A 13,068-nucleotide genomic window follows, 5' to 3' on the forward strand; every position below is an offset into this window, starting at 1 on the left:
GTGAGAGGCTTTTTTATGGGTCGACATTGCGGCTGATCGGGTTTTGTAACGAGATCAGCGTTTCTGTAGACTGCACTTCATCGATCGCTTGAAGTTTATTAATGAGTACGTGCTGTAATTCTTCAATCGAGCGGCACATCAATTTGACGAAGATGTTGTAAGCACCGGTGGTGTAATAAGCCTCAACGACTTCATCGAGTGCGTCGAGCTTTTCCAATGCAGAGTGGTAATCACGCGCCGCGTAGAGATTAATACCAATAAAACAACAGACGTCGTAGCCTAGCTTTTTGGTGTTCACCACCACCTCAGTGCCTTCAATGATGCCGGCTGCTTTCATTTTTTCAATGCGAACATGAATAGTGGCAGGGCTGACATCAAAGCTTTTTGCCATTTCAGCATAAGGGCGTCGTGCGTCTTCCATCAGTGTTTTTAGAATCGCCTTGTCGAGATCATCTAACCCATTGACGCTGTGCATAGTGAATCCTTAATTTTAGGCCGTCATTGACAATAAAGAGGCTGTAGAGCTTAGCACTAAAATGTTGAGGCCGTCTGCGTATGGATCACGCTTATTGGTAGACGGATGGACTTCATGTACACTTGCTGCGTTACTTTAAACCTTTTCGGAGCCAACCTTGCACATCCAACTTATCTGTGAATATTCCCCGCGCCAACGTGAACTCGACCAGTTGGCACAACGTTGGGGATTGGACGCATCTGATGACAGTGAATTTGCTTTGGTACTGACGGAAGAGCGCTTAGAACTGCGTAAACTTGATGAGCCCAAGTTGGGCGCTATTTTTGTGGATCTGGCCAGCGGAGCGGTGGCGCACCGTCGCAAGTTTGGTGGCGGAAAAGGGCAGGCAATAGCGAAAGCTGCTGGGCTGAATAAAGGCGCAACGCCCGTAGTGCTCGATGGCACCGCAGGTTTAGGGCGAGATGCGTTTGTATTAGCGTCGCTTGGCTGTAAGGTGCAAATGGTTGAAAGGCACCCCGTCGTTGCTGCACTGCTTGATGATGGGCTAGCACGCGCTAAGCAAGATCCAGAGATAGGCGCTTGGGTATCCGAGCGCATGTCATTACTTCATGCTTCAAGCTTAGATGCGTTAACGGGTCTTGCCGATGACCCGGATTTCCAACAGCCCGATGTGGTGTATTTGGATCCAATGTACCCACACCCTGAGAGCAAGAAAAAAAGCGCATTGGTCAAAAAAGAGATGCGAGTTTTTCAATCTTTGGTTGGTGCTGATATGGATGCTGATGGCCTATTGGAGCCGGCCCTGCGATTAGCGAGTAAGCGCGTGGTGGTAAAGCGTCCCGATTACGCGAATTGGCTCGATGAGAAAAAACCGACAATGGCGATTGAAACCAAAAAAAATCGGTTTGATGTTTATGTTAATGCATCAATGAGTTAAACCTAACTCGGCGTACTTTGTTACTAAACCCCTCCATGTAACTTGCGTAAGTTACTTGTCACCAGTCTCATTAGGCTGTATATCTAACTAAGAATCATTATTATTCGTTATTTTAAGTAGCCGATATTGGGAGTGGCCGTTATTGGTTGCTCTTGCGGATCTTGGTTAGCTGGAGGGTTGTATGGCTAAGCGTCTTTGTAAGTTAAATCGTCATGACATCAATGCAAATTTAGGGGATATTCATCGCCTCGTTGCTGAGCCTAAATTTCTTTGTCGCTCTTGCTCTCGTTCTTCTGCCGATAGCTCAACGTTATGTAAGCCAGCCGCGATCCCACCGATGAGTTGCCAAGTAAAACCAGCAAAAGAGAAACTTACCTGTGGTTTATTGCTTGAGGGCATGACAAAAGAAGAAATCAGTTTAGAACAAGCTATCGCCTCAGAGCCGGTAGTATCTGAGTCAGACGTTGTTATGATGCAGGAGTCAGAAGGTAGTGATAAGAAAGCGTTAAAACGCGCGAAGAAAGCGCTAAAAAAACAGGACAAGATGCAGAAGAAGCTGCAGAAAATAATCAAGAAGAGCCAAAAACTGGCGCGTAAACAAAGCCAGCTTGAACAAAAGTACCATCATGCAGAAATGCTGGTTAGTCAGCAGCTAGAAAAAATGCAGCCCGAGCAGCTGCATTAATATTATACGTGTTGTGAAACGACGATGAGTTGTTGTGCGACACTCTTGCTTGGACAGCGTTCTTTATCGTAGAGAGCGCTTTGCTGTACAGACTTATTGCTTTGTTATGCCGGACTGGCTTCGGTATTGCGCTTCTACGCGAGGTTTCACCCAGCGCTCGTTGACGATCAAAGACAGCAAAATTATCCCACCACCAATTAACAATCTCGGTATGTCAACGTCTCGGTTCCAAATCACGATATTGACGATCAAGCCAGCCGGAACCAGTAGGTTATTCATCACCGCCAGTGCTCCCGCATTGACCGAGCACGCCCCCTTATTCCAGATAAAATACCCTAAACCAGACGCAATCGTGCCTAAGTAAACCAAAATGCCCCACTGAGTCATGGTGGTGGGTAATTTTTCAAAGCTACCAAAAATCGCAAAAGCGATGGTTGCCACCACGGTGGCCCCAAGATAGAAATAGCCAAATACAGAATGTTGAGGTAGCTCAATGGTTTCACTTTCCATCACGTATTTGTAACTCACTTGTCCGATGGCAAAGCATAGGTTTGCCCCCTGAACCACAAGAAAGCCCATTAAGAAGTTATCATTGATGCCCGCGAATTTGATAAAAGCTGCACCGCTAACCGCGATCGCAGCGGTCACTAAGTACCACGGTGAAAAGCGACCTTTGAGTAGGTCATAAAATAGTGTCACATAGATAGGGGTAAATACCGTGAACAGCAAAACCTCAGGTACGGACAGCAGTAAAAACGACTGATAATAAAAACAATACATTAACCCTAGCTGTATTCCACCTATCGCCATTAGCTTTGCCATCAACGTTTTGGGCACAGACTTGAATTTAGTGAACGGTAGAAAGACCACAGCGGCCAAGACCACTCGCATCAATACCGAAAACCAAGAATCGACCTGACCGGCTAGGTAAACGCCTATCAGACTAAAGGAAAAGGCCCATAAAAGGGTGATGGAATAAAGGTAACTCATAACTGTGATTAAGTGCTTGTTTTGAATGGGGTGGTGATTATATCACCTTAAAACAAGGAAAGTGGGCGGATAAGAAAGGCTTCCTATTGGAAGCCTTGTTGGATGAAGACGGTTAGTCTTTAATCGGCACCACTAAAAGGTCGACAGGCGTGGTATTTATCAACTGTCGAGTGGACGATAAAATCTTGCTCCAAAAATCCTGATGATGACCGCATACGACAAGGTCAACGTTGAATTCTCCAATGGTGTCGGTTAATTCGTTGCTGAGGTCGCCACTTCCTACTAAAGAATGTTTGATAGGGTAGTTAGCATAGTCGGCAAAATCTTTTAGCTGCCGCATGGATGCTTCCATTGCCTGATGTTGGGTTTCAGCCATATTAAGATCAATCAAACCCGTATAAAGCTCTGCATAGTTCACATCGATATGAATAAAAGATACCTGAGCATTGAGTGGCTTGGCTAGGCATACCGCTTTATCGATAAGCAGTTTACTTTCTTCTGAGAGATCCAATGCGACCAAGATATGTTTATAGCCCATAACGCACTCCTTCTGACGTAAGTTCTCGTTATAACATAGCATTGTGTTGGCAAAAAATGTGTTGAGATGATCTCAATTCACTGTCGTGACGTAATAATCTCAAGAGTATTTTCTCAACAACAAGACAATAAATAGTGCGCAAAATCGCTCAAGTTTTCTAGACTGAAATTAAGAGTGCAGTGTCTTACTCAGTGGTAAGAATGGATGGATGAAGCAATACTCCGCAAAATGTTATGTTATAGTAGCGTTAATTGAAGCTATGAAACTAGGAGTAGAGCATGCTTTCAGAAGCAATGGTTGAACATCTAAACGAGCAAATAAACCTCGAATTTTTCTCATCCAACCTATACTTACAAATGAGTGCTTGGTGTGAAGACAAAGGATTTGAAGGCGCAGCAGAGTTTTTACGTAAGCATGCTGTAGAAGAGATGGAGCATATGCAGCGTCTTTTTACTTACGTAAGTGAGACTGGTGCACTGCCTATTCTTGGCGCGATTGCTGCCCCTAAACATGATTTTACTAGTTTAGGTGATGTCTTCCGTGAAACGTATGAGCATGAGCAAATGATTACCGAGCAAATCAACAAGCTCGCTCATGTCGCTTTCTCAGCCCAAGACTACTCGACGTTTAATTTTCTTCAGTGGTACGTTGCTGAACAGCACGAAGAAGAAAAATTGTTTAAAGGGATCTTAGATAAGCTAGAACTCGTTGGTGAAAACGGACAGGCTCTGTTCTTTATCGACAAAGATTTAGCGATGTTAGCAAAAGAAGGTTCTTCTTCCATTATGGATACCCCCGCTGTGTAACATCAGCGAAAAAAGCCGTTAGATCGTCTTTTTCTCTTGGGTATCTTGGAAGAGGTAGGGAGGAAAAGATGATCAGTGGCGACACTATTCTACTAGCATTGATGCTCATTACGTCAGTCAATATGGCAAGATATCTGACTGCACTACGCTCACTTATTTATATCATGCGTGAAGCGCACCCTCTGCTATATCAGCAAGTGGATGGCGGTGGATTTTTTACCACACACGGTAATATGACCAAACAGGTTCGATTGTATTCCTATCTCAAGACTAAGGAGTATTATCATCACCATGATGAAGTGTTTATTTCCAAGTGTAATCGAGTGAGAGAGCTGTTTGTCTTGTCGTGTGCATTGGCAGGTGTGTCATTATTTGCGGCGTTTTTGCTGTAGAGTTGGGGATGACGTTGGTTTGAACACCACGTAACTGAGCAACCCTTGGCTAATCGTAACCGGATTGCTTGGGCGCGAAAGATTGCAATACCAAAAAGACTCGCTACAATGGCGAGCAATAAGAGATAAGGATGTGCTTTGGCACATCCTTTTTTGTTGATTCCATTTTGTGTGTCGGTAGAGTAAAGCTATGAGCAATAAATTTGATGTGGTGGTGATTGGTGCTGGAGCTGCCGGGTTAATGTGTGCAGCGGAAGCTGGCAAGCGCGGACGTCGTGTGCTGGTTGTTGATCATGCCAAGAAGCCAGGTCGAAAAATTCTCATTTCTGGTGGCGGTAAATGCAACTTCACCAATTACGATGTGACGCCAAATAACTACCTATGCCAGAATCGTCATTTCGTAAAATCGGCGTTATCGCAATATACTCATTGGGACTTCATCTCGATGATTTGTAAGCATGGGATTGAGTTTGAAGAGCGCGATCACGGTCAGCTTTTCTGCTTAGATTCGGCAAAAGAAATCGTCAAAATGTTATTGGATGAATGCGATCTGCCGACCGTTCGCTTCCAGTATCAAACGGATGTACATTCCATCACCAAAACAGACAGTGGATTCTCATTTCACGCCGACAGTGCTAATGCGGGTAATGCCGTCATCGAGTGTGACTCGCTAGTGATCGCCACGGGTGGCTTATCTATGCCAAAGTTAGGCGCGACCCCGTTTGGTTATAAAGTGGCAGAGCAGTTTGGGTTAGAGGTTATCTCAACGTCAGCGGGTCTCGTGCCGTTTACGCTACACAAAGAAGATAAAGAGGACTTTGCTGAATTGTCCGGGATTGCTATTCCGGCCGAAATCACCGCAGTGGATGGGACAATGTTCAAAGAAGCATTGCTGTTTACCCATCGTGGTTTATCAGGGCCATCTGTGTTGCAAATTTCTTCATTTTGGAAGCCAGGGCAACCAGTTACGGTTAACTTAGTGCCAAATTCAGATGTGGATGAGCTCCTGTCATCTACTCGTGAAAATCATCCAAATCAAAGCCTAAAAAACACCTTAGCCCGAGTGCTACCTAAACGGTTGGTTGAGCTTCTCATCGAAAGAAAAGTGTTTGCCGATAAGCCGTTAAAGCAGTTTAACCCGAAAGAAATGGCCGATATTGTACGCCAGCTTGAGCAGTGGAAGATTGTACCTAATGGTACTGAAGGTTACCGCACCGCTGAAGTGACCTTAGGGGGCGTGAATACCGATCATCTATCTTCAAAAACCATGGCATGTAAATCCGTCCCGGGTTTGTACTTTATTGGCGAAGTGATGGATGTGACTGGCTGGTTGGGCGGATATAATTTCCAGTGGTGTTGGTCCTCTGGGTTTGTTGCGGGGCAACACGTTTAACGCATTATCCCCTCTTATTATCGAGTGACACGGCTCTAATAGAGCCGTGTCCTAGTGATGTTGAACTACACTTTTTGTATCGGAAAGACCTCGCTTGGCGCAATAAACTCTTGCTGCGCAGCAATGGTTTGTAGCTCCCATTCCCCACGATTTTGTGTCTCTTTTAGCACGCCATAACTGGCGTTATTGGCATGTTCAAACGCCTGCTCTGGCGACCAACCTTTTAACAGACCCGCAGTGAACAATGCAGAGATGAGATCGCCAACTCCGACCGGCTGTTTATCAAAATCTAGATGCGGGCGCTGGGCAATATAGCAGCCTTGTTTCGTCGCTAGCATCATGGTGAACTTTTCATTCGACACACTATGCAGGTGCTTAACCAGTACCATCTTTGGTCCCTTCGCTAAGGCTTTATGGCACGCAGTGACCGCATCTTCGAGGTTATTAATCGCCATGTCAGCGAATTGCCCTAGTTCAAATTGATTGGGCACGATCACATCGGCCATTGGCATGACGCGTTTGACTAAGTGTTCCGTTGTACCTGCTGGCACAATGCACCCTTTCTCTGGCGAGCCCATCACGGGATCGCAAACATAGATCGCGTCTGGGCTTTGTGCTTTGACCTTGTTCACCGCCTCAATAACAGCAAGACATTGCTCAGCACTGCCTTGGTAGCCCGATAAAACCGCCTGGCAATTAGCCAGTTGACCAATATTGTCGATGCCGGTGATCAAAGCGTTGATGTCTTGCGCGGAAAAGGCTTGCCCAGTCCAACCTTGTTGATATTGGGTATGGTTGGAGAACTGAACGGTATGAATAGGCCAGACTTCAAACCCCATTCGTTGTAAGGGAAAAGTGGCTGAGCTATTGCCAGCGTGACCATAGACAACATGGGATTGAATGGAGATAACGCCCTTCATGGTGGCTCCTGATGATTGAATAGTAAGTACCCTGACTAATATGGGTGTGAAAGTGTATTCAAACAAGCGGTAGGTGTCGCAATATCCATACTATCTGCATAGTTTCTTCGCTTAAACATGATTAAAACGTGGGGTGCTGCTTTCTTAACCCATCGCTTGTTCTTATTTATTTGTGAATGACGACCTTTCAGACGCGCCCGTTATGCGTCAAGTGACTATGCGCACACTTGCTTATTTTGACTTGGGGTCAAGCATAGTCAGATATCCATTTCTGTGACGGCTATTTGTAATTCTATCATTAGTGTTGGTTGTGATTGAATATTTGCCATATTGGTCACATTTTGTTGCTGAAATATTAATATCAATAAAAACAGTGTCTTAAAAGAAAATTATGGTCAGCTTCATAAAAAAAGCCTTTTCATAGTGTTATAAAATGGAATTTGATCAACACTTAATTCCGTATTATGGAATTCACTAGAGAGAAGACAATGCCTTTAATCAAAATTGAACAGCTTCAAAGCGAATATGAAAGAATTTTATTAGCTCGTGATATGCAGCCTGAAATGGCAACAAAACTCGCTGCAGGTTTTGTCGAAATGGCCAATGAAGGCACTTACTCTCACGGTATTAACCGTTTTCCTGTGTTTATCGAGCAAGTCGACAAAGGCCAAATTAAGCTCAATGAGTTACCTGAATGTGTCAATAGTATGGGCGCTTTAGAGCAATGGGACTGTAATTTCGGTCCAGGTGTATTAAATGGTTTGATTTGTTCAGAACGAGCGATGGAACTGGCGCGTGAGTACGGTATTGGCATGGTCGGCATGCGCAACTCTAACCACTGGATGCGTGGTGGTGCGTATGTTCTGAAAATGGCTCGTGAAGGTTTTGCGGGTATTGCGTCAACAAACTCTATTGCAGTTATGCCTGCGTGGGGTGGTAAGGATCACCGTGTGGGTTCAAACCCGCTCATTATGGCCATTGCTGGTGATCCACCGGTATTGGTTGACTGCTCAATGACACAGTTCTCGTACGGACAACTACAGAATTTTGTATTAGCAGACAAAGAGCTCCCTGTTGTGGGCGGCTTTGATGATAACGGTGAGCTAACCAAAGACCCACATGTGCTTTGGGAAAACAAGCGTCTGTTGCCAATGGGCTTTTGGAAGGGTTCTTCAATGGCGATCGTACTCGATATGATGCTAACTGCGATTACGGGTGGTAACTCAGTCCCTGCTCTGACGGAAGACATGGGTGGCGAGTTTGGTGTCTCTCAATTCCTCATTGCCATTGATTTAAGCAAAACCATGGACAAAGGCCAATACGCTCAAGAAATGAAGCGTATCCGTGATTATGTTCTTGCATCAGAACCTGCAGAAACAGGGTCGGTCATGATTGCTGGCTCAGAGATCCAAAACTTTATCGATAAGCACGCTCAAGCGGGTGGTATCGAAGTCCATGACGATATCTGGAACCAAATTACCGCGCTGTAATATAAGCGAAGGTCGGGAGAACTTTATGCAAAGTGTATTGAAGTGGATTTGGAATAGTATCGACGTCATCATGGCAGTCATTTTGACTGCGATGGTTGCTCTCGTCTTTGCTAATGTCGTATTACGTTACGGCTTCTCCTCTGGATTACGTCCTTCTGTTGAACTATCTCGCTTAGGTCTTGTATGGGTAGTCATGCTCGGTGCTGCTGTTGTGCTGCGCCGAGGTGAGCACCTTGCGGTGGCTGAATTTTCGGAAAAATTACTGCCGAAAGCGGTCCCGATACTAAGACGAATTTGTTGGGCGATTATCCTTGTTTCTGTTGGCATGCTTTATATCGGCTCTTATCGTCAAATGATGGCCAACTGGTCAGATATTTCGCAGCTGACAGGTCTTCCTTCCGCGTTGTTCTATTTAGCCGGTGTCGTTTCTGGTGCTCTGATGGGCGTTATCGCTTTAGTGCGAATTTTTAAACCAGAATGGCAACTGGATGTAGATGAGGAGAAAGAATAATGACGTTAGCCATTTTCTTAGCCGTATTACTGGTCTCTATTTTACTGGGGCTTCCAGTGGCCTTTGCCTTGTTGCTTTCATCAATGGCATTGATGGTACACATGGACTTTTTCAGTGCAGACATTCTTGCGCAGTCGTTAATCAATGGTGTTGATAGTTTTACCTTACTGGCGATTCCGTTTTTCCTAATTGCCGGTGAAGTCATGGCTTCAGGTGGTCTGTCACAACGTATTGTGCGTCTTGCGACGACATACGTGGGGCATCGCCAAGGTGGTCTAGGTTACGTTGCTATTATGACGTCGGTGTTACTGGCAGGCCTGTCTGGCTCGGCGGTAGCTGATGCGGCGGCATTGGTTAGTATTCTCTACCCAATGATGAAAGCGGCAAAATACCCTGAAGCACCTTCCATGGGGCTGTTGGCCTCTGGTGGTATCATCGCCCCCGTTATTCCACCGTCTATCCCGCTGATTCTGGTAGGTGTTGCCGGTGGTATCTCGATTAAAAACTTGTTCCTAGGCGGTATCGTACCGGGTTTACTCATGGGCATGACGCTGATGTTTGTTTGGCGTTGGACCGTTCGTAAAGAAAACCTAGAAACGGCAGAAAAAGCGACAAAAGCAGAAAAACGAGCGGCGTTGAAAGATGGTATTTGGGCGCTGATGTTGCCTGTCATCATCATTGTCGGTATCCGCTTTGGTATTTTTACACCAACAGAAGCTGCAGTGGTTGCCGCAACGTACGCCATCTTTATTTCAACGTTCGTTTATCGTGAACTGACTATCAAACGTTTCTACCACATTGTGGTGAATGCCGGTCGCTCGACCGCGATGGTGATGTTCTTGGTCGGTTGCGCCATGGTTGCTGCTTGGCTGATTACGGTGGCTCAATTGCCACAGCAATTAGCTGAGATGTTAGGTCCGCTTGTCGACAGTCCGCGTCTACTGATGGCAGTCATCATGATATTGGTGCTGTGTGTTGGCATGGTGATGGACCTGAGTCCAACGATTCTCATCCTTGTTCCTTTATTAATGCCGGTTATCAAAATGGCGGGTATTGATCCAACGTATTTCGGTCTGTTGTTTGTCATTAACTGTTCAATTGGCCTAATCACGCCTCCTGTAGGCACTGTTCTAAACGTAGTTTGTGGTGTAGCTCGGGTACCGATGTCGACAGCAGTGAAAGGGGTCCTCCCATTCATTGGTGCCTACATGGTGCTACTCGCATTGTTTGTCATATTCCCAAGCATTATCACTGTGCCAATGTCGTTTGTCATTGGTTAACCCTCGATGGAGAAAATAATAATGAAATCCCTATTCAAAGTAGCACTGGTAGCATCGGCAATCGCAATGAGTTCAACTGCTATGTCGGCAACCACATTAAAACTCGCTCACGCGGCTCCAGAATCCGATCTGCAGCAAGATCTGTCTCTGTTCTTCAAGAAAGAAGTGGAAGCGCGTACGAACGGCGATATTAAAGTCAATATTTACCCGCAAGGTCAGCTCGGCAGTGATAAGCAGATGATCGATGGCTCTCGTGCAGGCATTGTTGATTTTGCAATGGTGGGCTTGAATAACTATAACGGCCTATTACCAGAGTCTGCGGCTTTCACTCTTCCTTTCATGTTCCCTAATCGTGAAACCGCATACAAAGTATTAGATGGCGAACCAGGAAAAGAGGTGCTGACTAGCCTCGAAGCGTTCGGTCTTAAAGGTTTGGGTTATCCAGAAAATGGCTACCGCAATATGACCAACAACGAAAAACCAATTCGCGTTCCAAGTGACGTGAAAGGTCTACAGATGCGAGTTAATGGTTCTAAAGCACTGAATGATATGTTCAATGAACTGGGTGCGAACCCACAACAACTGCCAGTCTCTGAGCTCTATACCGCGTTGGAAACGGGGGTTGTTGATTCTCAAGACCACCCAATTAGTGTGACTCTTTCGTTCAAGTTTAACGAAGTACAAAAGTACCTAAGCTTGACTCAACACGCTTACTCTCCTCTTGTTCTGACGATGAACCTTAAAAAGTTCAATAAGCTGAGCGATGAAGAGCAGAAAATCATCACGGAAGTGGCAGCAGAAGCGGTTGCGATGCAGCGTGAGCTGAGTATTGCCAAAGAAGACAAGATGATTGCGGACCTACAAGCGGGCGGTATGGAAGTGAACCGTGATGTGGATGGCGCAGCATTCCAAGCAGCGATTAAGCCAGTTTGGAAGGCGTTTGTAGCGAAAAACGGCGACGACATGATTAAGAAAATTGAAGTCGCAGCTCAGTAATTGCTACAGAAATGACAGTGACGGTTCAATGAATCGTCACTGGTGAAAGGATAGGTTGCTTAGCCAAGCCGTTAGGCAATCTATTCATAACAACGCTTCTTTCCCATCTATTTGCACTTTCGGTAGACAATTATGTATCAAGAATTAAAACAGCGCGTATTGGCGGCAAACCTGCAACTCCCTAAATATGGTCTGGTGACATTTACCTGGGGAAATGTATCGGAAATTGACAGAGAGAATGGCGTCATCGCGATAAAGCCGTCTGGGGTGGAATACGATGTGATGAGCGAAAATGACATTGTTATCGTTGATCTAGAAGGAAACCGTGTTGAAGGCGATCTCAACCCTTCAAGCGATACTGCGACACATATAGAACTCTACAAAGCGTTTCCAAACATTGGCGGTATTGTCCATACACACTCTCGTAATGCAACGATTTGGGCGCAAGCAGGCAAAGACATTCCTGCACTCGGTACCACGCATGCGGATTACTTCTACGGTGATGTGCCGTGTACTCGTCAGCTTACCCATGACGAAATTACCACGGATTACGAAAAGAATACCGGCTTGGTAATCATCGAAGAATTCACTAAACGTCATATAGACCCTCAAGCTATGCCTGGTGCGATTATTGCCGGACATGCTCCATTTACATGGGGTAAAGATGGCTCTGACGCGGTGCATAATGCGGTCGTAATGGAAGAGGTTGCTGCGATGGCGACGGCCACGCGCTCTATTAGCCCCGAAGCGGCGATTCAGCCGGAGCTTCTAGATAAGCACTATAACCGTAAACACGGTAAAGACTCATACTACGGTCAGAAATAAGGACGTCTGCAATGCATAAATTATTGGCGTTGGATCTTGATGGCACGGTGCTAAATTCACAGCACACAATCAGTGCGCCACTGGTTGAGGCCATTCAGCATCTGGCTAAGAAAACGCATGTTGTGATCGTGACTGGACGACATCATGTGGCTGCAAAACCCTATTACGAGCAGCTAGGCTTGAGCACGCCAATTATTTGTTGTAACGGCACCTATATTTTTGACTATGCCAATGACCGCGTTATCAAAGAAAACGCCATCACTAAAGCGCGGGCGATCGAGTTCATTCAGCTTTCAGAGCAGCACGACTTGAAAATGGTGATGTATGTTCGAGATGCAATGCTGTATTCAAACAAGCGACCTATCGCGTATATGGAGGCATTGTCTGCTTGGGCGCAATCCTTTCCTGAAGGCAGTCAGCCCAGCATTTTACGTGTCGATGACTTTAGGAAAGAACTTCAATCTACCGATTATGTATGGAAGTTCGTCGTAGAAGGTGGCGATATCGATGCATTTTCAGCGCTTGAATGTATTGATACGCACTTTAATGGCGAACGTTCTTGGGTTGACCGTGTCGATTTTTCTGCCGCGGGTAACAGCAAAGGCAACGCATTGACTCACTATATTCAAACGCTGGGCATTACCTTGGAGGAGTGCGTGGCGGTGGGGGATAACCACAATGATATTTCGATGTTGACGCTAGCGGGCTTGGGGATCGCCATGAACAATGCCGATCAGACTGTCAAAAATGCCGCGAATCTGGTGACAGACCATAGCAACGACCACGAGTCGGGTCTTGCCACACTTTTACAGCGGCTATTCTAATAGAGA

Annotated in this window: 15 protein-coding genes; 11 read left to right on the plus strand and 4 right to left on the minus strand. The window is 45.7% G+C overall.

All coding sequences use genetic code 11. The features are described from left to right. Positions 1-13: 13 nt before the first annotated feature. Positions 14-475 carry a transcriptional regulator AsnC gene (gene asnC, locus MD535_RS11340; protein ID WP_250618859.1) on the minus strand — a complete coding sequence of 154 codons (462 nt, stop codon included), beginning with the start codon at positions 473-475 and terminating at the stop codon, positions 14-16. A gap of 157 nt (positions 476-632) precedes the next feature. Here asnC and MD535_RS11345 point away from each other — a divergent pair, with 157 nt between their 5' ends. Further along, positions 633-1,412: a class I SAM-dependent methyltransferase gene (locus MD535_RS11345; RefSeq protein ID WP_265675146.1), complete on the plus strand. Its 780-nt coding sequence runs from the start codon at positions 633-635 to the stop codon at positions 1,410-1,412. 181 nt (positions 1,413-1,593) lie between these two features. Then, positions 1,594-2,097 carry a hypothetical protein gene (locus MD535_RS11350; protein ID WP_265675147.1) on the plus strand — a complete coding sequence of 168 codons (504 nt, stop codon included), beginning with the start codon at positions 1,594-1,596 and terminating at the stop codon, positions 2,095-2,097. 93 nt (positions 2,098-2,190) lie between these two features. Here MD535_RS11350 and MD535_RS11355 read toward each other — a convergent pair whose 3' ends face one another. Further along, entirely contained in the window at positions 2,191-3,087 is an 897-nt protein-coding gene (locus MD535_RS11355) for a carboxylate/amino acid/amine transporter (RefSeq protein WP_265675148.1), read from the minus strand. Between the two features lie 112 nt (positions 3,088-3,199). Continuing rightward, on the minus strand, positions 3,200-3,625 hold the full coding sequence (locus MD535_RS11360; RefSeq protein ID WP_250618855.1) for a universal stress protein: 426 nt from the start codon (positions 3,623-3,625) through the stop codon (positions 3,200-3,202). A gap of 278 nt (positions 3,626-3,903) precedes the next feature. On the opposite strand from MD535_RS11360, the gene ftnA reads away from it, so the two are divergent. From ftnA to MD535_RS11375, 3 genes are all read left to right on the plus strand, one after another. After that, positions 3,904-4,431, plus strand: a complete 528-nt coding sequence (gene ftnA, locus MD535_RS11365) for a non-heme ferritin (protein ID WP_265675149.1) — start codon at positions 3,904-3,906, stop codon at positions 4,429-4,431. Between the two features lie 68 nt (positions 4,432-4,499). Next, positions 4,500-4,823 carry a universal stress protein UspB gene (gene uspB, locus MD535_RS11370; protein WP_250618853.1) on the plus strand — a complete coding sequence of 108 codons (324 nt, stop codon included), beginning with the start codon at positions 4,500-4,502 and terminating at the stop codon, positions 4,821-4,823. 190 nt (positions 4,824-5,013) lie between these two features. Beyond that, a complete protein-coding gene (locus tag MD535_RS11375) occupies positions 5,014-6,216 on the plus strand; it encodes a BaiN/RdsA family NAD(P)/FAD-dependent oxidoreductase (protein WP_265675150.1) in 1,203 nt (400 codons plus the stop codon). Positions 6,217-6,281: 65 nt separating this feature from the next. On the opposite strand, the gene pdxY is transcribed toward MD535_RS11375, so the two are convergent. Next, positions 6,282-7,136, minus strand: coding sequence for a pyridoxal kinase PdxY (gene pdxY, locus MD535_RS11380; protein WP_265675151.1), 855 nt, complete (start codon positions 7,134-7,136; stop codon positions 6,282-6,284). Positions 7,137-7,624: 488 nt separating this feature from the next. Between pdxY and yiaK the strand changes: the two genes are divergently transcribed. The 6 genes from yiaK (at position 7,625) to MD535_RS11410 (ending at position 13,062) form a co-directional block, all read left to right on the plus strand. After that, entirely contained in the window at positions 7,625-8,626 is a 1,002-nt protein-coding gene (gene yiaK, locus MD535_RS11385) for a 3-dehydro-L-gulonate 2-dehydrogenase (protein ID WP_265675152.1), read from the plus strand. 25 nt (positions 8,627-8,651) lie between these two features. Then, on the plus strand, positions 8,652-9,137 hold the full coding sequence (locus MD535_RS11390) for a TRAP transporter small permease (protein WP_265675153.1): 486 nt from the start codon (positions 8,652-8,654) through the stop codon (positions 9,135-9,137). Then, complete coding sequence (locus tag MD535_RS11395; RefSeq protein ID WP_265675154.1) at positions 9,137-10,417, plus strand: TRAP transporter large permease subunit; 1,281 nt, start codon at positions 9,137-9,139, stop codon at positions 10,415-10,417. The genes MD535_RS11390 and MD535_RS11395 overlap by 1 nt, the downstream gene beginning before the upstream one ends. 21 nt (positions 10,418-10,438) lie before the next feature. After that, a complete protein-coding gene (locus tag MD535_RS11400; protein ID WP_250618847.1) occupies positions 10,439-11,413 on the plus strand; it encodes a TRAP transporter substrate-binding protein in 975 nt (324 codons plus the stop codon). A gap of 132 nt (positions 11,414-11,545) precedes the next feature. Continuing rightward, on the plus strand, positions 11,546-12,238 hold the full coding sequence (locus tag MD535_RS11405) for an L-ribulose-5-phosphate 4-epimerase (RefSeq protein WP_265675155.1): 693 nt from the start codon (positions 11,546-11,548) through the stop codon (positions 12,236-12,238). An 11-nt stretch (positions 12,239-12,249) separates the two neighbouring features. Continuing rightward, positions 12,250-13,062, plus strand: a complete 813-nt coding sequence (locus MD535_RS11410) for a Cof-type HAD-IIB family hydrolase (protein WP_265675156.1) — start codon at positions 12,250-12,252, stop codon at positions 13,060-13,062. The last annotated feature ends 6 nt before the right edge of the window (positions 13,063-13,068 follow it).

Source organism: Vibrio qingdaonensis, from assembly GCF_026191675.1.
GTDB classification, from domain to species: Bacteria; Pseudomonadota; Gammaproteobacteria; order Enterobacterales; family Vibrionaceae; genus Vibrio; species Vibrio qingdaonensis.